Source organism: Fibrobacter sp., from assembly GCF_045601785.1.
In the GTDB taxonomy this organism is placed as follows: domain Bacteria; phylum Fibrobacterota; class Fibrobacteria; order Fibrobacterales; family Fibrobacteraceae; genus Fibrobacter.
In genome coordinates this window covers 1-24,170 of sequence record NZ_JAZSAF010000016.1, presented here as the reverse complement: position 1 = coordinate 24,170, position 24,170 = coordinate 1, and the positions used below count along the sequence as shown (strand labels likewise).

Sequence of the window (24,170 nt, the reverse complement as noted above, 5' to 3'; positions counted from 1 at the left end):
AAATGCTATTTTTAGCAAATGCGGCTCGTAATTTTTGTCTTGATTTGCATCTTTTTCGTTGCTTGTTCCAATTCGGAAGACCTGTCGTTTTTGCAGCAGGGAACTTCGGTTGAAATTTCTGAGGATTCCCTTTCGGGAATGCTTCGAATCATGGCGACGGGTGCAACGGCAATCCTTGGGACGAATGCTGAGGAAGCTCGCGCCAATGAACGACCTGAAATGCAGGTGAATTTCGATTATGATTTCTCGCTGGGAGAGCATGAGGTGACCTGCAGCGAGTTTGACGCGCTGATGAAATCTGCGACGGGGCTTGCGCTGAACTGCGAGCGGGATAGTCTTCCTGCAACGAATGTAACCTACTTTGATGCGGTTTTGTTCGCGAACGAACGCAGCAAGGCAGAAGGTTTTGATACGGCCTACACCTATACTTCGGCCAGTTTTGATGCCGAAAAACATTGTACTAATTTAGAAGGTTTTGCTTACCGTCCCGAGGCAAATGCGTACCGATTGCCGACCGAAGCGGAATGGGTCTTGGCGGCTAGCCAATACTGGAATCTTCAAGGTGCCTGGACTGCTGAAAATTCGGATTATAAATTGCATCAAGTGTGCTCCAGGTCCGATACGCTCTCCAATATCTGCGACATGGCAGGTAATGCCATGGAGTGGGTGAACGATTGGCTTGGAAAATTTGTCGATACCACATTGTCCAATTATGTGGGGGCCCCCGATGGTGGAGCGCTGGGACAGCGCATCGTGAAAGGAGGCAGCTACCGCAATGCGGCGGAAACCGTCAATCTGTTTAGCCGTGGCGATGTCTATACGGTCACTTCATCGACTCGTGCCGACTATGTTGGGTTCCGCTTGGCATTCGGAAACATTCCCGATGCAGTGTGGCTTGGAAACGATGGCCGCGCGAATACCAGCAGAATAATTCCCCTTGCCAATTCGTCGACAATTCATTCGCTGGTTGGCACCTACAAGGCAAAAATCGCCTTCAGAAACGACCTTTCGGGAAACTTGGCCTTTATCGACTATTCTAGCGGCATCATCTCCGTTGTTGAAATAGGAGATACGATCGATGTGTATCACCCTGAAATTTCACCTGATGGTAAGAAAGTGGCCTTTTGTACGGGCCTCGAAGGTGTGTCGGGAAAGTCGAATCTTTATGTTCGCGACTTGAATGCGAATGGCTCGAATCTGGTAAAGCTCAAGGTGGAAAGTGCCGCAATCCCGCGTTGGCATGTACTTGAAAATGGCGATACTGTGATTGTCTATGTGACCGATGCGGGTAACAACAAGGAAGAATCTGCTTTCAAGTCGGCATCTACCTGGCAGGTGAAATTCTCGAACGGAAAGTTCGGCACACCGAAGAAACTTTTCGATGGGGCCTACCACGGTGGCATCAGCGAAGATAATTCTCTCTCCGTCACGGGAGCGCGTATCCTTCGCGCCCGCATCGCAAACTCGGGCTCTACGCTCACGGGAAAAGCCCGCGATACAGTCTGGTACAAGGACGGTGACGATGCCGAACAGGCCTGCAATGTGTCTCTGGCGAAAGATGGCAGCAAACGCACTCTGTTCCTGGATTTTGGTGGCAAGACGGGGCGGGCCTTTGTCGGGAGTAGCTATGTCACCCATGAACGCCTGCTCATTGCCGACAGCACGGGAAACCTGCTGCAGTCCGTAGGGGCTCCTTCCGGCTTTACTTTCGATCACAGCGAATGGGTTGTCGGTGCTTCCAACAAGGTCGTTGCCACGTTGAGCAATTCGAATGGATTGCACCAGAAAATTGTCGCGATCGATTTGACGGATAGCAGTCTGACCGAGCTTGTCAGTGGCGATGAACTTTGGCACCCGAGTTTTTGGGTGAATTCCAACGTGTCGTCGGATGATGCCCTGCTGAATTTGGATAGCGCAGGCTTCTATTTTGAAAGCCACCCAGAAAATGTCGTGCAGTCGTCTTCCGTAGAAACGGCCATGAAGTTGCAGATGTTCTGGCGCGATTACCATAACTGGGAATGTTTCTTGCTGGGCAGCTCGATGATGATGGATGCCGTGAACGATTCCTTGATAACGGCTTATAAGTCTCTGAATATGGGGATTACGCTGGCGGATATCTACATGTTCAGGTATCTCTTGCAGAACTACATTTTCCCTTATGCGGACAATGTAAAGGCTGTTGTTCTTGAACTTTCTCCGGGGCTTCTTTTCAGGAGTGAAGGCTTTTATTTGGATTCGGTCAGGCATTATTCTCCTGGACTAATATACGACGAGCATCATTTGAACGCTGAAAACAAGGATGCCATTGCTGCCTTGAGTTTGGAGTATACTTACCCCAGGAACTTCTTTTCTCAGGATTATATGGAAAATACGTTCCTAATGCCATCGGTTTCTTGGGGCGACACTTATATCTTTTCCGATGTCACTTGGATGACATTTGATAATTATGATTTGAACCACAGTATGGAAGTCATTGATTCTTTGAAGGTGGAAATGGATAGGCGAAATATAAAGCTCGTCCTGGCTGTGACGCCTCGCAATCCGGCCTATGCTGAAACCGAGGGATTTGGCGTTTTTGGACCAAGTCGTGAAGTGGCTAGGGCTGTCATAAAAAGGTTTGTCGAAAAAGGCTATGTCGTCTTTGATGAAAACAAGGACGGCAAGCATGATTATACTCCCAAGATGGCCTATAACAATATCCACCTGAGCTATATTGGGGCCGAACAATTTACATCGCGTCTGGATTCGCTCCTGAGAACTTTGAAATGATGTCTGTTTTGTTTGTTTTACTCGCGTTCCTGTTTTGCGCTTGTTCCAATTCGGAGAATCTCTCTGTGTCGGGGCAGGACGCGCCGGTTGAAGTTTCTGAGGATTCCCTTTCGGGAATGCTTCGAATCAAGGCGATGGGCGCAACGGCAATTCTTGGGACGAATTCTGAAAATGCCCGCGTCATTGAGCATCCGTCAATGCGGGTAAAATTTGAATATGATTATTCGCTGGGTGTGCACGAGGTGACCTGCGGTGAGTTCGATTCGCTGATGAAACCGGCGACAGGGCTTGCGCTGAACTGTGTGCAGGATAGCCTTCCGGCAACGAACGTGACCTACTATGATGCGGTCCTTTTTGCAAATGAACGCAGCAAGGCGGAAGGTTTTGATACGGCCTATACCTATACATCGGCAAGCATTGATGCCGAAGGCCATTGTACGAACCTGGAAGGGTTTGCGTACCACCCCGAGGTGAATGCGTACCGCCTGCCAACCGAGGCGGAATGGGTGCTTGCTGCTACTTGGAACTGGAATCCGCAAAATGGCTGGACTGCGGAAAATTCGGATTACAAGCTGCACCAGGTCTGCGGTAAGGTGGATTCTTTGGCGAAGTCGAATGAACTTTGTGACATGGCTGGAAATGCGATGGAGTGGGTGAACGATTGGCTTGGCAATTTCCGCGATACGACCCTTGAAAATTATGTGGGTGCCCCTGACGGTGGCGCACTGGGACAGCGCATCGTGAAGGGCGGCAGCTACCGCAATGTTGCGGAATCTGTGAATCTATTCAGTCGCGGGGACGTTTACACGGTAACCTCTTCTACCCGCGCCGATTATGTGGGTTTCCGCTTGGCGTTTGGCTCTATTCCCGATGCCGTGTGGATGGGGGATGACGGCCGTGCGAATTCTAGTCGGATTATCCCGCTTGCAAACTCTGCGACCATCCGTTCCCTTGTCGGTACCTACAAGGCAAAACTTGCTTTCAGAAATGACCTTTCGGGGAATCTTGCCTTCATCGATTATTCCAGCGGCATCATCTCCGTTGTTGAAATTGGAGATTCAATCGAAGTGTATCACCCTGAAATTTCCCCAGACGGTAAACGTGTCGCCTTCTGTACGGGACTCGAAGGTGTTTCGGGCAAGTCCGAGCTTTATGTGCGCGACTTGAATGCGGAAGGTTCAAACCTCGTAAAGCTCAAGGTGGAAAGTGCCGCGATTCCGCGTTGGCATGTACTTGAAAATGGCGATACGGTGATTGTCTATGTGACCGATGCGGGCAACAACAAGGAAGAATCTGCTTTCAAGTCGACATCCACCTGGCAGGTAAAATTCTCGAACGGCAAGTTTGGCACTCCGCAAAAACTTTTCGACGGCGCCTACCACGGTGGCATCAGCGACGACAATACCTTGGCGGTTACGGGCGCGCGTCTCCTTCGTGCCCGCATTGCAAAGGAAGGCTCGACGCTTACGGGAAAAGCCCGCGATACCGTATGGTACAAGAACGGTGAAGATGCCGAACAGGCCTGCAACGCGTCTCTTGCCAAAGATGGCAGCAAGCGTACGCTGTTCCTCGATTTTGGCGGCAAGACCGGGCGGTCCTTTGTAGGTAAAAGCTATGCTACCCATGAACGCCTGTTGATTGCCGACAGCACCGGAAAATTACTGCAGTCCGTAGCGGCCCCCGCCGGCCATACCTTCGATCACAGCGAATGGGCCGGCGGCGCAGAAAACAAGGTCGTTGCGACACTTGTAAATTCGAACGGCGTACACCAGCGGATAGTGCTTGTGGACTTGTTCGACAGCAGCATCACCGATCTTCTTCAAGGCGATGAAATTTGGCATCCGAATTTGTGGACTCAGAGCTATTCGATGAACAATGAATCGGGCTGGAACCTGGACAGCATCGGAGAATACCGCGGAAATACGAATCAGACCTCTAACCTTCTATACGAAAAAATGCCGATGCTGTGGGAGTTCCGAGATTCTGCTGAAGTGGTTGGACTGGGAAATTCCCACATGTGGACGGGCTTCGATCCCCATTTCATAAAGAGAAATGCGGTCAACTTGGGTGTCGTTCCGTGCGATATGCACTGCATCGAATATCTGTTTAGCCACTACATAGTCAACCATTATGGAAAGCTGAAATATTTGGTGGTAAGCCTTGATTTTGATTTGTGGTATAACGAAGATCCCGAAAGGGATATCTCGATTAGCATGGGCGATGCGCTGGGTTTCCGTTATGATATAAACCATGACTTTTGGCCCCAGGGCGTAGATGAGTCCTTTGTCGACCTTGTACGCCAAAAGGCGGTTGCAGAATCTGAAGGCCAAATCGAACGACTAGGATGCCTTGCATCCGAATTTACCGGTGGATGGGTGAACCTGGAGACAGGATTGGCCGAAATCATTGACGACTCGACCTGGAGCGACAATGCCAACACTTACAAGAGTAACATTGCCGCATTGGAAAACGTGATTTCGCTGGCGCAAAGCCTAGACATCGTTGTGGTCGGGGTCATTTTCCCCATTAGTCCGGCTTATGCTGAATCGGGTGCCTATGGTAGGCATGGCATGCGCCGTAGCCATGCAGAAAAGATAGTCGGCTATTTGAATTCTTTAGACGATGTGCATTCCCATTTTGTCTTGATGGACGAAAATAAGATGGGCGAGCATGACTATCCAAACGACATGGCTTTGGATTACGACCATTTGAATAAGCGGGGTGCAGAGCAGATTTCTCGAAGGATCGACTCTCTGTTGAATTCGCTGGAATAATTCCTGATGTTCGCTGTGCCCTTTTTTGCCTTGCTCTTTGCGCTATTCCCGTTGACCGATACCGACATTTGGTGGCATTTGGCCTGTGCGCGCGAGTGGGTGACGACATGGACGCCTGTCCGCACGCCGGTTGTGAATGTGCACGAGTATTTTCAGGTTGTTGTCGCTTTTGTGTACGGCGTTGGTGGCGCACCTTTGTTGGTTGCTTTCAAAGCGGTGTTGTGGGGTGCCGTTTTTGCGCTGTTTGTTCGTGGCGTGCGTCATGGCGAGCTTCCAAAGAACGTCATTGCGAGCCCCGTAGGGGCGTGGCAATCTCTAGTGGCGATACTCCTCATCTTCATTTTCCGTTATCATTTTGAGATTCGTCCGGTGCTTTTTACGCTCCTGTTTCTCGGGATTTATTGGAAAATCTTGCCGAGTATTTTGGCTATTCGTTATTGTGAGCTCCTCAGCAGAGCCTGCCACGAGCGTAGCGTAGAGGCGGCAATCTCAAGGTCCAGGCTTGTTTTGGAAATGGTTCTTGTCTTTGCCATTCAGTGGTTATGGTGCAAATGCCAGGGACTTTATATTCTGGGTCCGCTTTTTGCATTGCTCGTCTTGGTTGCCTTTATCAGGGAATCCCGCAGGGCAGGGGAGAAGCTTTCGTTAAAGGCTGTTGCGTGGCGTGTCGCTTTTGTGTTGGTATTGTTTGCAATGCCGTTTTTGCATCGCGAAGGCCTTTCGCTGTTTCTGTATCCGTTCGGGCTGCTGGACCGCCTGCTTGGTCTTACCCCTTCTGCGGCTGTTTTTGCAAGTCAAATCGCCGAAAACCGTTCTCCTTTTACGCTTCTGCTGGCGGGGGAGAATACGCTTGAATGTGCGTTGATGATTTTGCTCTGCATCGCAGGAATGGGTTTTGCCATGTGGCGGTTGTTTCAAGATCGCAGGCCCGATGTTTTGAATGTCTCTCTCTTGGTGACCGCGATTCTTGCCCTTGTTGCTGAGCGCAACTTTGTGCTGTTCTTGCCGGTATTATTTGGTAGTTTCTATTCGAAATGTAATTTGGGGTTCCATTCTTCGTTACTCTCGGTCAAGAATGACTGCTCTAAAAAGACTTTACTAATCACTAACCACTGTTTACTGCCTACTGTCTACTTCCTACTTCCTACTTTCTTCATCCTCGGTCTCTGGGCGCGCTCCCTTTCGGCTTACGACTATTCGATGGTCTCGTACCAGCGAGTCCCTGTCGATGCGGCGAACTGGATGCGGCAAAATCCACATGCAGGCAGGCTCTTTAACGACGACCGTGCGGGTGGCTACCTGGCCTTTGTAAATCCCGCCGATTCCATCTACATGGATGGACGCTTTATCCTAAAGACCGCCGACTTCTTTGAACGCTATTTGGAATACGCTAAAAATCCCTCGCAGTTTCTTGCCGATGCCGATTCCTTGAACATTGATCGCGCCCTTTTCCCGCTGCGCTACTACGCTCGCTGGGATTCCCTGCTGCAAGCCCTCGAAACGGCGCCCCGCTGGCACCTTGCTTACCGCGACGACTATTTCGTTGTATTCGATAAATTCTAGCCGCGCTGAAAGATTTTACTCAATACGGTCATAAAAAGGCCCGGCAGCGAGTGCCGGACCCTTTCTCTCTCGTTTGGTTAAACGAATTTCAAATAGTTACTTGATCTGGATGGCGCGCAGCATCTTGGACGGACCCATCTGAATTCGGGCGAAGTAGCTTCCGACAGGGAGGCTCGCGAGCGAAAGCGTGCCGCTGACCTGGTCTATGCTCATGATCTTGTTGCCCTTGAGGCTGAAAATTTCGACTGTTGCGGCACCACCTGCAATGTGCAGCGTGTTTCCGACGACGCTGACGTTGTAGCTCAAGTCAGTCTTGGCAAAAATCGGGGAGTTCTCGTTGTTGCCGTTGTTGTTCCCGCCGTTTTCATCGCCGTTATCGCCGCCGCACTTGGTGTAGCTTGTGGGGTTCGTAGCGAGGTAACTTTTCACGAGGTTGCCGGCAGTGGTGTACTGGAGCGATGTGTTGGTGGAGCTAGGCTGGAATGCTGCTGTGCCTTCTTCGATCTTGGAGGCTGACCAGTTTGCCCAGGAGAGCTTATGCTTGTTAGCGAAATTCTGCCATTTCTGGTTGCACTGGTTGCAGCCTTGGTCCGGATCGCCGCTGCCATCGGCATTTCCTGTTCCCCATTCCGAAATGAATACGGAGAGGCCTCCGTTGATTGCCTGTTCGGCGCGGGCGCCTTCGCTGACCCATTTGTCGCTGCTGCCTTCCCACTTGTGGGTGTTCGCGTAGTAGTGGAATGTATATGCAGTATTCTTTTTGCTGTCTGTCACCTCGTTACCGAGTGCCTGATGGGGGTTCTGGTCCCATTCGGGGTTACCCACGAGAATCAAGTTGTCGGAATACTGGCGAATCACTCCGATGACCTGGTCTGCATAGTTCTTCACTTCGCTCCAAGAAATCTTCTGGGGTTCATTGAAAAGCTCAAAAATGACGTTGTCGTACTTGCCGTAGGTCTCGGCCATTTCCTTGAAGAATTCTTTTGCGGATTCCGTCTGCTGGTGGGCGGTATGGGAGTGCCAGTCGATAATCACATAGATATCGTTCTTGATGGCTGCCTCGACGACGGTCTTGACGAACTGCTTCTGGTGTTCGGAATCGCTGGCGTAACCCTTGAGCTGGATTCCGTTCCATTCACCCTTCCAGTCTTCGTTGCCGGTAGCCATGGCGGCGCGCACAATCTGGATATTCATGTCGCGGACCATGGTAGAAACACCTTCATCGGTCCAAAATTCCAGAGCCTGGGGCATCAGGCTCCAGTAGAGGCTCATACCGCGCACCTGTACTTCTGCGCCGTCTTTCACGCCTTCGCAAGAACCGTAAATGCGACCTTGACCCTGTGAGTTTTTACCGGTCATCAGCTGGCCATACTGGCTGACAGGACCCACGCGGGTGGGGGTGATGTCTTGGGCCATTGCAAACGAGGCGCAAAGGGCCAAGGAAGAGAGCATTGCTGGAATGGATAGGTTTTTCATATGGGATTCCTTTTTCCACGAAATTAAATTTTGAATGGAAAAAGCGAAACGAAAAGCCTCTCTTTTTTGTTTACAGCTGTAAAATGCCCCAAATTTGGCTTTTTTAGTGTTTTTTTGCGTGATTTTCAGCACAGAAAAGAAAAATAAAAGTTGTTTTTTCATGAAAAACCGCTATTTTTATAAAAAAATCCGCAAGTAAGGCGGAAAGGGAGTATTTATGGGATGTAAAGTTTGGGCCGCGTCCTTGGCGTTGGCTTTTGGTCTTTCGCAGGCGACGGTGAACTATCCGTTTCCGCAGATGTCTGACTATGGTGGCAATGCGACTCTTCTGAGCGACAAGGCTGCCGCTTCGGAGCAGCTGAAACAGCAGTTTGCCTATTGGATGAAGGATATGTATAATGAGCAGGGGGATATTGCCGCTGTTCGTTCCAATCCGGGTTCCGATGAATATTTTTCGGAAGGTGTCGGCTACGGCATGCTTCTGATGGTTTACTTTAGCGACAACACGACCAGTTACCAGCCCCAGTTTGATAAAATCTGGAACTTTTATAAAAAGTTTGACGATGGCAATGGTTTGATGCATTGGCAAATTGGAAAAATGAACGAAGTTTGGGGCAAAGGTGCTGCTCTCGATGGCGATATCGATGCCGCAGCGGCTCTGATTATGGCTTATTACCAGTTTGGCGATGAAAAGTACAAGGAAGATGCCAAGAAGCTCATTCAGGCGATGAAGAAGTACGAGTTCGAAAGTAGCGGCCTGCACATGCCCGGCGACTCCTGGGGAGATGGCGGCTATACGCGCAAGAATCCTGGCTACTTCGACCCGGCTTACATGCCCTTGTTCGCGGCGATTGATGAAGAAAATGCCGACTTCTGGAGCAAGGATGCCTACGACGCCAACATGAAGCTTTACGAAGCGAGTTCCGCCGAAGTTAAGACGGGTCTTGTCGACGACTGGACCGACAAAAACGGCAAGAGTGAAGACGATTATTATAGCTACGATGCCTCGCGCGCCCCGTGGCGTAACGCGAAGGCCGTGTGCTGGCATGGCGACCAGCGTGCGCTCGCTATCGACAAGAAGATGGCGGAGTTCGTGTCTACGGTGAATGCTTCGAATATGAAGGGTCCCGTGATTCGTTCTTCGGGCTCTCTCGGCAACGACCACAACAGTACGTTCGTGACATCCTTGATGACGGCGCTCATTTCCGATTCCAAGTACCAGTCCAAGCTCGACGAATACTGGAAGGAGGCGGTGGCGCTCGGCGATGAAAACTACTTTAACCAGTCGCTCAAGCTCTTGAACGGTCTTCTGGTTTCGGGCAACATGCCGAATTTGATGAATCCGGGTTCCAATCCGGGCGGTTCCGACAATCCGGGATCCAGTTCCAGCGGAGATACCGATGCCTTGGTGAATGCCAAGGGTGCGGTGGCTCCGAGCCTGTTGCTGCAGGGTCGCATGCTCCAGGTCCATTTCGATGGTGCAGCCCGCGTCGATGTGTTCAACGTGACCGGCAATGCGGTGAAGACCCTTTGGAATAAGGGCGGCAAGGCGCTCAGCCTGCAGGGGATTCCAGCGGGAGTCTATGTGGTTCGCGTCCAGACGAAAAATGCGACGGTCATGCAGAAAATTCGCCTGCAGTAGCGCGATATTTTCTTGATTCTACGAAAAAAGCAGGAGCATTCTCAGTTCCTGCTTCTTTTTTTTCGTATCTTTAGGGGCATGAATAAGATTGCGAAGATTTGCGCCTGTGCCTTTTTTGGTGTGACCACGGTTTTTGCCCAGCAGGGTGCCCCGACGGGGGCCGCCATTGATCCTACCGCTGACGAACAGAAAGCTCTCGATGCCCTGAAGGGTAAGCTCGAAGGTGCGATTGTCTGGGCGACGAGCCGCGCAAATTCCCATCACGATATCTGGATCATGAACGCCGATGGCAGCAATGCCCGCGCACTCACGAGCGGCGACAACGTGGACTGGTTCCCGAGGATTTCGCCGGATGGCTCGACGGTGCTCTTTAACCGCAGCAAGGGCGGCTGGGTTCCCGAAAACGACGCAAACTACCCGGAAAAGTGGGATTTGTGGATGGTCGACATCTCCGGTGAAAACGCCCGCAAGGTGGTGGACAACGCCACGTGGGGCACCTGGAGGCCCGATGGCAAGTCTATCGTGTTCAGCCGCGCCGGCAAGGTATTTTCCATGGACTTGGCGAGCCAAAAGGAAACGCTCGTGCTCGATGGCGAAAAGGCCTTCAACAAGGCGGGCGTGATTCTGCAGGAACCGAACATGAGTCCTGACGGCAAGCACTTGGCCATTACGCTGCGTGGCTCGATGCGTGAAACGGGCGTGTGGGACCTGGAAAAGTCCGTGTGGACCAAGTCCGGTGACGGCTGCCAAATTGACTGGAATTTTGACGGAAGCAAGCTCTACCGTGTGAACCCGACGGGTAACGGCGGTACGGCTGCCCCGAGCGAAATCCTGTGGTTTTCGGCCAAGGAAGGCAAGCAAATCGAGAAGGTGGGTTTCTTCGGCATACCGAAGAACGTGAAGCTGATGGACTTGCCTGGCCGTCGCAGCCACGAATACTTCCCGCGTCTTTCTCCCGATGGCAAGTGGCTCGTGTGGGGTGCAACCGACAAAGGCCACGACCATGACCTGTTCGATTACGAACTCTACATCTGGAAGATTGGCGAACCGGTAGAAACGGCGACCCGCATTACCTACCACACGGGCAACGACCGCTGGCCGGATATCTGGCTTGGCAAGGTTCCGGTGAAGGAATCTCTGAAACCTGCTGCCGAAGCCGCCACAGCTGTTGCAAATGTGCCTGCCGCTGTAGCTGGTGGTGTGAGCGAAGCCAAGATGGATGAACTTATTCAGGCCATCGACCGCCTGACCGAAGCCGTCAAGGCTTTGGCCCCGGCCAAGTAATTGAAAATTTAGCGCTGGGCGCTTCTCAAGCAGAAAGCCATAATCGCAAAAGTACCGGCTGACAATCGTGCTGGCCTATTTCTCAGCTTCCGTGAATGCGGGAGCCATGAAGGCTTGTTCGCTTCTTGATTATGTTTTATCCTTGTGGTATTTCCTAAGGAGTTCGATGTCGCGGAGCTTTTGACCGAGTTCGTCATCGGCGGCTACTTTGAGCAAGTCTGAGTCCATGCCGTTGATGGCGTGAAGGACTGCGGCGTATATCCCGATGGCGACTGCCGCAGAACCTTTTTCCACAGCCCAAACCGAGGCTCGGCTGACTGCCGCACGTTCGGCGACCAATGCGACCGATATTTTACGGCGCATACGGGCGAGACGGATTTGTTCACCCATCTGTTCGAGTATCTTGCTCGTCTTCGGCATTAAAACGACTGCTTTCTTTCCCATGATGTTTGTAAATATATATACTTTTTATGAAAATGTCAATAAATATAGACGAAAATGTATGACGATTAAATGCGAGTATGTCAAAAAGTAAAAAAGTCCCCAAAAAAAGCGGAGTTTTTTCAGGTCGCGAATGCGCAGGAACAACCTTTTTCACGAAAAAGATGTATTTTTAGAGAAGTCCTATTGTAAAAAGAATCCCCAAGAAGGAGCGCTTTTATGAAAAATAAAGCCCATTCCCCCTTAGCTTACGTTTTTTTATCGGCATTTGTTACTCTGTCGTTTGTGCTTACGGCATGCGGAGAATCGACGGAGACGATAGTCGAAAAAGAATATGTTAGCGAGGGCCTTGAATCGGTCGACAAAGTTTCGGAGCTTCCAGAGTGCACTTCGGAAAATGACGGTGAAATGGTGTGGGTAAAAAAAGAGCACGAAATACGGGTATGTGCAGATGGCAAGTGGTTCGGCTCGGTGGGAAAGGACTCGATTGTAAACAGATCGGACACCGTCTACATTGCAGGGGATACCATCTATGTGATGTCTGATACCGTCTACGTTGTGGGCGACACCATTTATGTACACGACAAGGGTGATACTGTTTATTTGGCGAGTTCCGGTTGCGAGACTAAACCTCTTCCTGACGGACTTGGTCTCAAGGTGCTTTGCGGGGGAGATTCTGTGGGCGTTGTTTTTCATGGTCAAAAAGGTGAAGCTGGTGAGGGGTGTTCCCTGGAAACGCTGCCCTCGCAGATAAAGATTGCCTGCGGTGCTTCTGCGGTTTTACTCAACCTTGATTCGACGGGATCTGTCAGTGGTGCCGAAACGGTTACGCTTGACTCCGAGAAGATTGCCATTTCATTGGATGGCGTTACGGGTGTAGTTCAGAAAGGACCGTTCCTTTTGGATTCCAAGGTGTTCTTTTATGAATTGGAAAGTGGTCGCACGCTTGCCCAGACGGATAAAGTTTTTAATGGGAAAGTTCTAAACGATAACGGCGAATTTGAAATGTCTACACAAAAATTGGTGAGCCAGTATGTAAAGTTGTTGGCTACGGGCTATTATCGTAAAGAGATCACGGGGTACACTTCAGATGCCCCCATTACGCTATCTGGAATAGCCGACATGAATTTGCGCAACATGGTGAACATTAACCTTCTCACTCATTTGGAATATGAACGAGTAATCTATTTGGTGACCCAGAAAAAAATGAAATTCAAAGCCGCCAAGAAACAGGCGCAATCAGAAATTCTGGATATTTTCCATATTGATGCAAGGGATTTTAGCTTGTCGGAAGATTTGGACATTGCCGGCCCTCACAATGATGATGGCGCTCTTCTTGCAATTTCCATATTACTACAAGGAACTCGTAACGCTGCAAATGTAACGGAACTGCTTGCTGAAATTTCGTCTGCTGTAAAGGAAACCGGAAAATGGGATGCCGCAGCTACGAAAATTGCTATTGCCGACTGGGCCGCTGCTTTAGATTCATCGGGAGGGCTCAGTAGAATCCGTGAAAACATTGAGTCCTGGAAACTTTCCGCAAGGGCTGCGAAATTTGAACCGTTCCTGAGAAATTATTGGTATCAGGAATTGGGCCTTGGCGTATGTGGAAGTCTTGCGGAAGGCTTATCTTCGATGGGCGATATCCCCGTGGCAAAGAATGGCGAGGTGCGTTATGTGACAAATGAAATGAGTTCTCATTATGCGAAAAGTCTCACCGATACAACCAAAACTAAGACCCGCTATATTTGCGTTGCTGATGATAATGGTGGCACTTGGAAGATTGCGAGCAATATGGCGAAGGATACTGCTACATGGGGACATGAATATACTGAAGGTGATGTCAAAAATGGCAATTTGAATACGGATTTTGTATATGTGTATGATGGTCATAACTGGCGCCGTGGAACGACGCTAGATAGTCTGTTGCATAAGAATGGTGGGCTTGCCTGTGCACAGAAAAAGAATACGCAGTCGGGAAAAATCGCTGTATTGCACGATACGAGTTCGGTGAAGGTTAATGATGTTTATTATGTATGTTCAAAGAAAACGGCCACGTTGTCCGATACAGCTTATCGTTGGACCAAGGCTCCTGCCATCTATAACGATACGTATGAAGCTCGAAAAAATTGCAACGCACAAACGGATGGTGCTTTGATGAATGGGCGTATAGATGAAACCAACATTTATGTATGTGATTTCGTGGATTCCGATAAAGATAGTTCCTCCGGTTGGGAGCGTGCGTCCGCTTTGGAACAGCAGATTGGCGGATGTCGAGAACGTCTGCAGAATTCTATTGTGAGAGTGGATGCTATAACATATGGATGTCTTAATAACGTATGGACCGATATTACCGAATGGGACTGGAAATACGCTCTTGACCTAAGAATGAACCATGACTTGGTTTATGGCTCCATGACGGACGGGAGAGACCAGAAAACTTACAAAACCATAAAAATTGGCAATCAAGTTTGGATGGCGCAGAATCTAAACTACGCTGATACATTAAGTGAGCCTAGCTTGAAAAAAATGTCCTGGTGCCATCAAAACAATGGTGCGTACTGCGAAATCGGGGGACGGTACTACTCGTGGGCTGCGGCTATCGACTCCATACGAATTTTCAATGAAACAGGAAAAAAGTGCGGCTACAAGGCTAGTTCCTGTGAATTGCCCCAAAAAGTGCGCGGGGTATGTCCCGAAAATTGGCATCTTCCGTCTATGGCAGAATGGGATACCTTATTCTCGGCCACGGGTGACATGAATACGGCTGGTAGGATGTTGAAGTCCAAGTCAGGTTGGGGTAAGTATAATGGTGAATCTCGTAATGGTACGGATGACTTTGGCTTTTCGATAATTCCCATGGGGTACTGGAATCAGACATCTTCCTCTGTTGGTTCTACGGCATATTTCTGGAGTGCCGATGATGAGAGTTATTCGGATGATGTTGGTTTTACACTTGGTGCATCTTTCGATTACTCCGAAAAAGCGGGCAAGTCAAGCATGGCAAAAAGGGTTGGCCTTTCTGTGCGGTGTATTAAAGATTCTGGCGTGTCCGAGTAGAAATCTGCCCCCGTCAAAAAAACATTTATTCCCATACAGTGAGGTGTTTTTTATGGGGCTTATGAATTTTTTTTTCGGTGTTGTCGCGGGTTTGTTCCTGGCTGAAAATGCTGCCCCTGGCATGTATCTTTTCCGCTAGAAATTTAGCGCTGGGGGCTTCTCAAGCAGAAAGCCATGATGGCAAACGCCCCGGCGACGTTCATGCTCGCCTTGCGGCCCGCCATGGGTATCGTCACCTTCATCGTCGCCTCCGCCATCAGTTCCGGAGCGATTCCTAGTTCTTCGTTCCCGAGGATAATCAGGCCTTTTTCGGGCCATTTGACATCGTTGATGCTCGGAATGTCTTCGCCGGTTTCAAGTGCGATAATTTCGTAGCCGTTTTCCTTGTGCCATTTGACGCAGTCGAAGGGGGAGTCCCAGCGCTTGATGGGGATCCATTCCTGGCAGCCACGAGCTGCACTCTTGACCGTCACATGGTCGGGGCCGCAGCTGTAGCCGCTCAGGTGGACTCCTTCGAGCCCGAAGCAGTCCGTGCTGCGGATAATGGAACCGACGTTAAAGGCGCTGCGCAAGTTGTGCACGAGTACGGCGAAGGGAATCGGCATCTCGTTCGCGACTTCGCGGTCCCCCGGTTCCTGCTCCAGGTAAACATCCCGTTCAAACCCGAGGCCCGCCCGCGTGCGGAATGTCTTGTACAGGTCAATCATCTGCGCCTGGTTTTTCCCGGTGAGGCGCTCAGCTTCGGGGAGTTTCATCCATTCGGCGTAGGTTTCGAATTCACGCCTGGCGCGGGGCACATCGTCGCCCAACTGTAAGATGATGACGCGCAAAAGCTCCGCCATGCGCTTGGCCTTGGAAGTCTCTTTTGTCGCTAGAAATTTCTTTTCGGAAAACATGTTCCAAAGATAGCTTTCGTTTTATAAAATGCTATATTGCAGGTGATAGATTTGTCTAAAAAATGAGTTTGAAATGTTGTTCCGATGGCTTGTTGTTCTCGAGGTATTTTTGCTTGTGGCCTGTGGTGGCGACACTTCTTCGAATGTGTCTGCTGAATCGCAGAATGGTATCAAGCGAGATTCTTCCTTAAGTGTTGATTCCTTTACGCTGCTGATGGATGCCGATTCTATCAAGACTCTTTTGGGGAGTGACCGCTTTAAGGTCGTGTTTCGTAACGAAGACGTGGGGAACCTGGTACTGCTGGACTATACGGGCGATAGCGTGAAGATGACGCTTTTAGCGCAAGGGATGGATGTGTACCATCCGACTTTTTCGCCAGATGGAAACAAGGTTGCTTTTTCATCGGCGTTCGAAGGGGCTTCGTTTGAGTCAAAACTTTACATTTTGGATTTGAGATATCCCGAAGACATTGATTCGCTGGATGTGGAAAGTGCGGCAATTCCCAGGTGGTATGTGATGGATGGCGATACGGTCATTGTCTATGTGGACTATAGCGGCGACGACAGAAATGAACGCTGGTCATCTTCTGCCACATGGCGCGTTTCGTACAAAGGAGCGAAGTTTGGAATGCCGGAGGAAATTTATGGTCGAAGCTATAACGGAGGATTGGCCTACGATTTCTCCTTTGCTGCTACCGGCGCATCCCGACTGTTTTTCCATAAGTCCGAAGCAGAAGAGTTTGTCTATGAAGATCGTTACAATGACCAGCAGGTTTGCAATGTGTCCGTGTCTCGGGATTCCTCGAAGCTGATTTCCTTTTTGGAAACGGCTGGCTTCATGGGGCGTGATTTTACCCATGACGAATCGGGAATTTGGCTCCGCTATGTATTTTACCAGGATGAAGACGGAAAGATTGTGAACGCCATCAAATCCTTTGATGGAACCACTTTTGAACATGTGGAGTGGCTTGATGGAATTCCCGCGCAGGTGGGAATTCTCCTGACGAAGGCGGAGTATTTTTACGATATCGTCCTAATAGACTATGTACATTCCTCGGTGCATAAATTCATCAAGTCTGAAGGCGTTTCTATGTGGACCCCTGATTTGTGGGTGGAACGATAATTACTATATTTCTGAAAGCATGCAGAACAACTTAAAGACACGCGTCCTCATCGTCAACGATGACGGAATTCAGAGCGGCTATATGCGCGCGCTGGCGCTCGCCCTTGCGCGTATTGCAGACGTATTCGTCTTTGCCCCCGAGGTGGAACAGAGCGGCGTTTCGCAGGCCTTTACGGTGCGTCGTGGACTTTCGCTAAAGAAGGTGGATTTTACCCAGGATCCTTCACTCGAGGTCAAAGGGGACTGTGGCGTCTTGGAAGCCTATTCCATGTCAGGAACCCCCGCCGATTGCGCGAAGTTTGCGCTCGGTCATTTTGCGCTTCATGGGGTGGCTACCGAGGGGGTAGGTCCGGGTCCGTTTGAGGTGTGTTTTTCGGGTGTGAATCTCGGCGAAAATTCCGGCGTGTCGTCACTCTATTCGGGGACGGTCGCTGGCGCCCGCGAAGCTGCCCTCTGGGGCGTGCCGGGCATTGCGCTTTCACTCCGAGGTTCAACCGCAAACATGCTCGAAACCGCAAAGGAATTTGCCGTGAAGGTGGTCAAGGACCGCCTGTTTGAACGGATTCCTGTTGGTGTTTTCTGGAACGTGAATTTTCCCAAGGCTACAGCCGAGACCTTCAAGGGGTACAAGGCGACCAAGATGGCTCTTGGAATGTTTACGGACCACTACTCCCACGAACATGGACTGTGGCAACTGGATGGCGATAAACTGTGGGATGAACAGCCCAAGGATAGTGACGACTATCTGCTGAATCAGGGCTATGCGACGATTACTCCCCACCGCATCGACCAGACCGACGAAGAAAGTTTAGAAGTAATAAACGAGATGTTAGCGGGAGGTGTTTGCGGCTAGGATGTCCTAACCACTAACCACTAACCACTAACCACTAATTGAGGAAAAAGAATGTCAGAAGAATTGGTACCAGGTTCGCAAATCAGGTCCTTGATCGAAAAGGACATGCAGGATTGCTACTTGCGCTATTCCATGAGCGTGATTGTGGCTCGTGCACTCCCTGATGCGCGTGACGGCTTTAAGCCGGTGCACCGCCGCGTGATGTACAGTATGCATAAGCTCGGCGTGGTGCCGAACAAGCCGACGGTGAAGTCCGCCCGTATCGTGGGTGACGTGATCGGTAAGTACCACCCGCATGGCGACTCTGCCGTGTACGAAACCTTGGTGCGTATGGCGCAGGACTTCTCGCTGCGCTACCCGCTGGTGTTCGGTCAGGGTAACTTCGGTTCTATCGACGGTGACGGTGCTGCCGCAATGCGTTATACCGAAGCCAAGATGAACAACATGGGTGCGCTCATGTTGGAAGACTTGGAAAAAGATACTGTGGATATGGGCCCGAACTTCGACGAGTCTTTGGAAGAACCGAAGGTGCTGCCTTCCGCTCTCCCGAATATGCTCGTGAACGGTACCACCGGTATTGCCGTGGGTATGGCTACCTCGATGGCTCCGCACAACCTCCGCGAAATTGCAAACGCCATTCATGCAGTGGCTGAAAATCCGGATATCTCTGGCGAAGACCTTTTGCAGTATGTGTCCGGTCCGGACTTCCCGACCGGCGGCGTGATTTGCGGCCGCGCGGGCATCCGTGATGCTTACCTCACGGGTCATGGCCGCGTGCGCGTGCGTGCCCGTACCGAAATCGATGTGGATAGCCGAGGCAAGCCGCGCATTATCGTTTCTGAAATTCCTTACATGGTCAACAAGGCCGAACTCTGCAAGAAGATTGCAGAACTTGTAAAGGACAAGCGCGTTGACGGCATTACCGACATCCGCGACGAATCTAGCCGCGAAGGCATGCGCATCGTGATTGAAATGCGCAAGGATGTGGTCGCCGAAGTTGTCTTGAATAATTTGTTCAAAAATACGCAGTTGCAGACGACGTTCAGTATTTACAATTTGGCGCTCGTCAACAACCTGCCGAAGCTTTTGACCCTCAAGGAACTTATCCAGGTTTACGTGGATCACCGCTTGGAAGTGATTACGCGTTCCACGCAGTTTGACTTGAACAAGGCCGAAGCCCGCTTGCACATTATCGAAGGTCTGCGCATTGCAACGCAGAACATCGACGAAGTGGTGCAGATTATCAAGTCGAGTCCGACGACCGAAGCGGCAAAGACTGCCTTGCAGGACCGCTTCAACCTGGACGAAATCCAGTCCCAGGCTATCGTGGACATGCGTCTTGCTCAGCTCACGGGCCTGAACTTGGAAAAGTTGGAAAACGAATACAACGAACTTGTTGCAACTGTTGCCGACTTGAAGGATATTCTCGCAAAGCGCGAACGCCGCGTGAAGATTATGCTCGACCGTCTCGATGCAATCGTGGACAAGTGTGGCGATGACCGCCGTACTTCTATCGAAGATGCTGTCGATGACTACGATTACGAAGACCTGATTGCCGAAGAAGAACAGGTGATTACGCTCAGCCGCGAAGGCTACATCAAGAGACTTCCGATCGATACCTTCAAGGCCCAGAACCGTGGCGGCAAGGGAATTATCGGTGCGACCCTCAAGGACGAAGACAACGTGGATCAGATTTTCACGGCATCGACCCACAGCTACCTGCTGGTGTTTACGAACAAGGGTCGCGCTTACTGGACCAAGGTTTACCGACTCCCCGAAGGTACCCGCAACGGCAAGGGCCGCCCGATTATCAACTTTATCGGTCTTACCGAAGGCGAAAAGGTACAGGCGATTGTGCCGGTGCGCAAGTTCGGCGGTTACTTCTGTCTCGTGTTTGCGACCAAGAAGGGTGTCATCAACAAGATGGACCTCACCTTGTTTAGCCGTCCGCGCAAGGCGGGCGTGAACGCCATTAGCCTCGATGAAGACGATGAATTGGTGAAGGTGCAGCTCGTGGGCATGTCTGCCGAAGACTTCAAGGCTAGCCAGGCCGCTGAAGGTGAAGAAGCCGATGCCGAAACCGAAACTCAGGCTGCAGAGGCCGCCATCGCCGAAGAATCCGAAGACGCCGAAGATATCGAAGGCCGCCCGATTCCGAAGGACTTGCTGATGCTTGCCACCAAGAACGGTCAGGCTGTGACCTTCCCGATTAGCTGCTTCCGCGCCATGGGCCGCGGCACGCACGGTGTGAAGGGCATCACCTTGGCCGAAGGCGACGAAGTGATTTCTCTGTTGTGGCTCAAGGCCGGCAACAAGATTGTGACCATCACTGAAAACGGCTACGGCAAGCGCAGCGAACCTTCGACCTACCGTATTACCCGTCGCGGAAGCAAGGGCGTGCGCAACCTGAACGTGACCGATAAGGTGGGCTCCGCCGTGTTCGTGGAAAGCGTCGCCGATGACTACGACTTGATCATTACCAGCCGCGAAGGCCAGGTGATTCGTATCAAGGCTGCCGATATCCGCCTCACGGGCCGTAACGCCCAGGGCGTCAAGGCCATCAGCCTGCGCGAAGGCGATGTGGTGCAAGATGCAACAGCGCTCCCGAGCGTCGAAGATATCGAACAGGATAGCGCCGAGGCGAAGGAAACCTTCGACAAGGTGGAAGGCGTCGAAGTTGACGACGATTCTGTGGAAAAGGTCGAAGACAAGCCGGAACAGCAGATCGGTGTGCCGGCAAACGACGAAGAATAAAATGGTGCGGGGCCTCGAAAGGGGCCTATGCAATTTGTTATATAAATAACGCTCCTCTCATGTTTGAGAGGGGCTTTTCTGTATCAAAAACAGGCTTTTTTACTCAAAAATCGCCGTTTTTCCCTTTTTTTTCTGTTGTAAAAGGTAACAACGGATTTTATCCAGTAGAACTTGATTGCCTATGTAGAATAGTATAAATTAGAGGGGAGTACAAACCACCCCCTGAGAGGAAAAGTATGAGTATCAAAAAAGTTTTAACAACAGCCTTTGCCATGGCCGCAATTTCGTCATCCATTTCCTGGGGGCAGACCGTTACCTGCTCTGGTGGCAGAGATCAGCAAATGGGTAGCGCCGGTGGCTATGATTACGAACTCTGGAGCCAGAATGGTGCCGGTACCGCAACTATGACGCTTCACACAAGCACCGAAAATGGTGGTGCTTTCGAAGTTGAATGGCAGGGTACTATCAACATGTTGGCCCGTACCGGAAAGCGTTGGGGGTCTAACTCCACTGTTACCGTACAGAATGTGGGTAATATTACCTCCGAATTTGAAGTGGAATGGAGCTCCTCCGACAACGTGAAGTATGTCAGTGTCTATGGCTGGGGCTATTACGACCAGCAGGACATTCCCAGTGGTTTCAGCAATGAAATTGAATACTACATTATCCAGGATCGCGGAACCTACAATCCTACCCAGGGCGGTAAAAAGTGGGGTTCTGCAAAGATCGATGGTATTGACTACGATTTCTATACTACCGACCGTATTCAGCAACCTTCTCTTTCGGGTACCAGCACCTTTAAGCAGTATTGGTCCATCCCGTCGAATACGAGCCAGCATCGCACCAAGGGAACCATTTCTATTTCCAAGCACTTCAAAGCATGGGCTGATGCGGGTATGAAGATGGGTAAACTGTATGAAGTTGCTTCCATGAAAATTGAATCCTACACCGGAAATACGGGCACTGCAAAAGGTTGGGCTAAAGTTAAGAAGAACCTGCTGAAAATCGGTGGCAGTGCCGATGAACTTGGTCTCAATGTAACTGCCTCTCCGGCTGCGGCAGGTACGGTGACAAAGAGCCCCAGCGCTAACTATTATGCTCCCAAGACAGCTGTACAGCTCACCGCCAAAGCCAACGAAGGCTGGAAGTTTGTGGGTTGGGAAGGTGATGCTACCGGCTCTACCGAAACCATTTCTGTAACCATGGACAAGGAAAAGTCTGTTGTCGCCAAGTTTGAATTGGTTGGTGAAACCACGGTGAACCTTCTTAAGGATGGTGATTTCCCGAGCAGCAGCGTGATTTCTACAAGCCAAGATGCATCTTGGTTCCTGGGTCAGGGTACAAACTGGGGTAACTCTGCTGCAAAGACATCTGTTTCTGGTGGCACGGCTATGGTTGACGTTACCACTATTGGTGCAGAAACTTACCAGCCGCAGCTTGTTCAGTACAATCTGGCTCTTGATAAGGGCATGAAGTACAAGTTGTCCTTTAAGGCTAGCGCTGATGTAGATCGCAAGATTGAAGTTAATTTCCAACAATCCGTAGACCCCTGGGGTGCATACGCCACTAAGGAATTTGACATTACCACTACGGAAAAGGAATACTCATTTATCTTTGCTATGGAAGAAGATACTGATGAAGCCGCTCAGTTTGCCTTCAACTTGGGACAAACTACAGGTACAGTCAAGATTAGTGACGTCAAGCTGGTCTTCACCAATGCTGAACCGGGTTCCGAAGGTGGTGAAATCCAGGCAATCGCACCGATGCTGCGCTTGAACGCCGCTGGTAAGACCTATCAGGTGTTCGACATGCAGGGCCGTAACCTCGGCAAGGTCGATGTTGCCAATGGCGCCTCCGTTGCCGACGCTCTCTTCGCCAAGTTCCAGAAGGTTGGAATCTACATGGTGAAGCAGGGTAGCAAGTTCCAGCAGGTTCGCGTGACTCGCTAAGAATTTGTCAAATTCCTAAAGCACTCCTATATTAAGGAAGACGAAGAGACGCCCCGCTAGTCGGGGCGTTTTTTGGTAGCAAGGAAAGGAGATTCCCGCTTTCATTGGAATGACAAAGCTACGATTTTTCTACATTTATCGCCGTAAAATTAACAAGGACCAAATTATGGCAATGCAAGATATGAACGACCAGGTGCAAGCGCGCCTCGCTAAGCTCGACAAGTTTAAGGAAATGGGTGTGGAGGCTTATCCGCACAAGTTCAACCGCACGCATGATTCCAAGGTTTTGAAAGAAAATAAGGATGCCCTGATGGCATCGGGCGAAAGTATTGCTTTTGCTGGCCGTGTGGTTCGCTTTAATCGCAAGGGTAAAATGTGCTTTATGCACCTCAAGGACCGTTATGGTCGCTTGCAGGTGGTGGTCGCTCGTGACGAAGTGGGCGAAGAAAACTACGAAATCGTGAAGATGACCGACCTGGGCGACTTCATCGGCGTGAACGGTACTATGTTCGAAACCCAGACGGGCGAATACTCCGTGCACGTGAAGAAGGTGACCATGCTCAGTAAGGCCGTGCGACCGCTTCCGGTGGCCAAGGAAAAGGTCGACGAAAACGGCAACAAGGTCGTGTTCAACGAATTTGCCGACGTGGATACCCGCTACCGCCAGCGTTACATCGACATGGCCCTGAACGACGACGTGAAGGACGTGTTCATCAAGCGCTTCAAGATTCTGCAGGCTATCCGCGAATACCTCATCGAGAAGGGCTTTATCGAGGTCGAGACCCCGACGCTCCAGCCGATTTACGGTGGCGCGAACGCCCGCCCGTTCACCACGCACCACAACGCCTGCGACATGACGCTCTACCTGCGCGTGGCCCCGGAACTTTACCTCAAGCGCTGCATCGTGGGCGGCATGGAAAAGGTGTTCGAGTTCTCCAAGAACTTCCGTAACGAAGGCATGGACCGCACGCACAGCCCGGAATTCACCGGCCTCGAGTTCTACGAAGCCTACGCCGACTACAACGACATGATGGTGCACTTCGAAAACATCTACGAACGCGCTTGCATTGCCGCGAACGGCACCACCAAGATTGACTACCAGGGTAAAGAAATCGACTTCAAGGCTCCGTGGCCCCGCTACAGCATGATCGAAGCCATCGAGAAGTTCGGCGGCCTCAAGGTGAACGAGATGAGCGATGACGAAACCAAGGCCAAGATGGAAGAACTCGGCGGCCACCTCGACGGCGAATTCAGCCGCGGCCGCGGTATCCTCGAACTGTTCGAGCTTACCGTGGAAGACAAGCTCATCCAGCCGACCTTCATCAAGGACATGCCGACCGAGAGCACCCCGCTCTGCAAGAAGCACCGCACCATCGAAGGGCTCATCGAACAGTTCGAGCCGTACGCTAACGGATGGGAGCTGGGCAACGCCTATACCGAACTTAACGACCCCATCCGTCAGCGTGAGCTCCTGGAAGACCAGGTGCGCCGCGGCCGCGGTGGCGAAGGCGAAACGCACCCGATGGACGAGAACTTCATGCACGCTATCGAAAGTGGCCTGCCTCCTACGGGTGGCGTTGGCTTCG

At 50.9% G+C, this 24,170-nt stretch carries 14 protein-coding genes; 11 read left to right on the top strand and 3 right to left on the bottom strand.

Annotation, left to right across the window (positions count from 1 at the left end; translation table 11 throughout):
* The first annotated feature begins 18 nt into the window (after positions 1-18).
* Genes ACKI61_RS02825 through ACKI61_RS02815 form a run of 3 tightly spaced genes read left to right on the top strand, consistent with a single transcriptional unit; the run spans position 19 to position 7,106 of the window.
* Entirely contained in the window at positions 19-2,769 is a 2,751-nt protein-coding gene (locus ACKI61_RS02825) for a TIGR02171 family lipoprotein (protein WP_407456294.1), read from the top strand.
* Positions 2,766-5,543 (top strand): TIGR02171 family lipoprotein, encoded by a 2,778-nt coding sequence (locus ACKI61_RS02820; RefSeq protein ID WP_407456293.1) that lies wholly within the window; start codon positions 2,766-2,768, stop codon positions 5,541-5,543. Before ACKI61_RS02825 ends, ACKI61_RS02820 begins: the two co-directional genes overlap by 4 nt.
* A 30-nt stretch (positions 5,544-5,573) precedes the next feature.
* Positions 5,574-7,106, top strand: coding sequence for a hypothetical protein (locus ACKI61_RS02815; protein WP_407456292.1), 1,533 nt, complete (start codon positions 5,574-5,576; stop codon positions 7,104-7,106).
* 96 nt (positions 7,107-7,202) lie between these two features.
* Here ACKI61_RS02815 and ACKI61_RS02810 read toward each other — a convergent pair whose 3' ends face one another.
* A complete protein-coding gene (locus tag ACKI61_RS02810; RefSeq protein WP_407456291.1) occupies positions 7,203-8,582 on the bottom strand; it encodes a glycoside hydrolase family 5 protein in 1,380 nt (459 codons plus the stop codon).
* Between the two features lie 217 nt (positions 8,583-8,799).
* Between ACKI61_RS02810 and ACKI61_RS02805 the strand changes: the two genes are divergently transcribed.
* Positions 8,800-10,224, top strand: a complete 1,425-nt coding sequence (locus ACKI61_RS02805) for a glycosyl hydrolase family 8 (RefSeq protein WP_407456290.1) — start codon at positions 8,800-8,802, stop codon at positions 10,222-10,224.
* Positions 10,225-10,302: 78 nt separating this feature from the next.
* Positions 10,303-11,508: a hypothetical protein gene (locus tag ACKI61_RS02800; RefSeq protein ID WP_407456289.1), complete on the top strand. Its 1,206-nt coding sequence runs from the start codon at positions 10,303-10,305 to the stop codon at positions 11,506-11,508.
* Between the two features lie 129 nt (positions 11,509-11,637).
* Here ACKI61_RS02800 and ACKI61_RS02795 read toward each other — a convergent pair whose 3' ends face one another.
* Positions 11,638-11,952, bottom strand: a complete 315-nt coding sequence (locus tag ACKI61_RS02795) for a helix-turn-helix transcriptional regulator (protein WP_173567405.1) — start codon at positions 11,950-11,952, stop codon at positions 11,638-11,640.
* Positions 11,953-12,168: 216 nt separating this feature from the next.
* Between ACKI61_RS02795 and ACKI61_RS02790 the strand changes: the two genes are divergently transcribed.
* Positions 12,169-15,009, top strand: a complete 2,841-nt coding sequence (locus ACKI61_RS02790; RefSeq protein WP_407456288.1) for a fibrobacter succinogenes major paralogous domain-containing protein — start codon at positions 12,169-12,171, stop codon at positions 15,007-15,009.
* A gap of 143 nt (positions 15,010-15,152) precedes the next feature.
* Here the strand turns inward: ACKI61_RS02790 and ACKI61_RS02785 are convergent, their stop codons facing one another.
* Positions 15,153-15,905, bottom strand: a complete 753-nt coding sequence (locus ACKI61_RS02785; RefSeq protein ID WP_407456287.1) for a TrmH family RNA methyltransferase — start codon at positions 15,903-15,905, stop codon at positions 15,153-15,155.
* Between the two features lie 73 nt (positions 15,906-15,978).
* Here ACKI61_RS02785 and ACKI61_RS02780 point away from each other — a divergent pair, with 73 nt between their 5' ends.
* From ACKI61_RS02780 to lysS, 5 genes are all read left to right on the top strand, one after another.
* Positions 15,979-17,028, top strand: a complete 1,050-nt coding sequence (locus tag ACKI61_RS02780) for a hypothetical protein (protein WP_407456286.1) — start codon at positions 15,979-15,981, stop codon at positions 17,026-17,028.
* A gap of 19 nt (positions 17,029-17,047) precedes the next feature.
* The gene (gene surE, locus ACKI61_RS02775) at positions 17,048-17,881 is read left to right on the top strand and encodes a 5'/3'-nucleotidase SurE (protein ID WP_407456285.1); all 834 of its coding nucleotides are present in this window, start codon (positions 17,048-17,050) and stop codon (positions 17,879-17,881) included.
* Between the two features lie 51 nt (positions 17,882-17,932).
* On the top strand, positions 17,933-20,635 hold the full coding sequence (gene gyrA, locus ACKI61_RS02770) for a DNA gyrase subunit A (RefSeq protein WP_407456284.1): 2,703 nt from the start codon (positions 17,933-17,935) through the stop codon (positions 20,633-20,635).
* A gap of 236 nt (positions 20,636-20,871) precedes the next feature.
* A complete protein-coding gene (locus tag ACKI61_RS02765; protein WP_407456283.1) occupies positions 20,872-22,584 on the top strand; it encodes a glycoside hydrolase family 11 protein in 1,713 nt (570 codons plus the stop codon).
* A gap of 166 nt (positions 22,585-22,750) precedes the next feature.
* Positions 22,751-24,170: lysine--tRNA ligase (lysS, locus tag ACKI61_RS02760; RefSeq protein ID WP_407456282.1), on the top strand; the 1,420-nt coding region annotated here is incomplete at its 3' end.

What these genes read in the sequence shown, in the direction of transcription:
- surE (WP_407456285.1), top strand. Translation starts at nt 17,048, where the DNA reads ATGCAGAACAACTTAAAGACACGCGTCCTCATCGTCAACGATGACGGA.
- ACKI61_RS02790 (WP_407456288.1), top strand. Translation starts at nt 12,169, where the DNA reads ATGAAAAATAAAGCCCATTCCCCCTTAGCTTACGTTTTTTTATCGGCA.
- ACKI61_RS02805 (WP_407456290.1), top strand. Translation starts at nt 8,800, where the DNA reads ATGGGATGTAAAGTTTGGGCCGCGTCCTTGGCGTTGGCTTTTGGTCTT.
- ACKI61_RS02765 (WP_407456283.1), top strand. Translation starts at nt 20,872, where the DNA reads ATGAGTATCAAAAAAGTTTTAACAACAGCCTTTGCCATGGCCGCAATT.
- ACKI61_RS02800 (WP_407456289.1), top strand. Translation starts at nt 10,303, where the DNA reads ATGAATAAGATTGCGAAGATTTGCGCCTGTGCCTTTTTTGGTGTGACC.
- ACKI61_RS02785 (WP_407456287.1), bottom strand. Translation starts at nt 15,905, where the DNA reads ATGTTTTCCGAAAAGAAATTTCTAGCGACAAAAGAGACTTCCAAGGCC.
- ACKI61_RS02825 (WP_407456294.1), top strand. Translation starts at nt 19, where the DNA reads ATGCGGCTCGTAATTTTTGTCTTGATTTGCATCTTTTTCGTTGCTTGT.
- gyrA (WP_407456284.1), top strand. Translation starts at nt 17,933, where the DNA reads ATGTCAGAAGAATTGGTACCAGGTTCGCAAATCAGGTCCTTGATCGAA.
- ACKI61_RS02795 (WP_173567405.1), bottom strand. Translation starts at nt 11,952, where the DNA reads ATGGGAAAGAAAGCAGTCGTTTTAATGCCGAAGACGAGCAAGATACTC.
- ACKI61_RS02810 (WP_407456291.1), bottom strand. Translation starts at nt 8,582, where the DNA reads ATGAAAAACCTATCCATTCCAGCAATGCTCTCTTCCTTGGCCCTTTGC.
- ACKI61_RS02780 (WP_407456286.1), top strand. Translation starts at nt 15,979, where the DNA reads ATGTTGTTCCGATGGCTTGTTGTTCTCGAGGTATTTTTGCTTGTGGCC.
- ACKI61_RS02820 (WP_407456293.1), top strand. Translation starts at nt 2,766, where the DNA reads ATGATGTCTGTTTTGTTTGTTTTACTCGCGTTCCTGTTTTGCGCTTGT.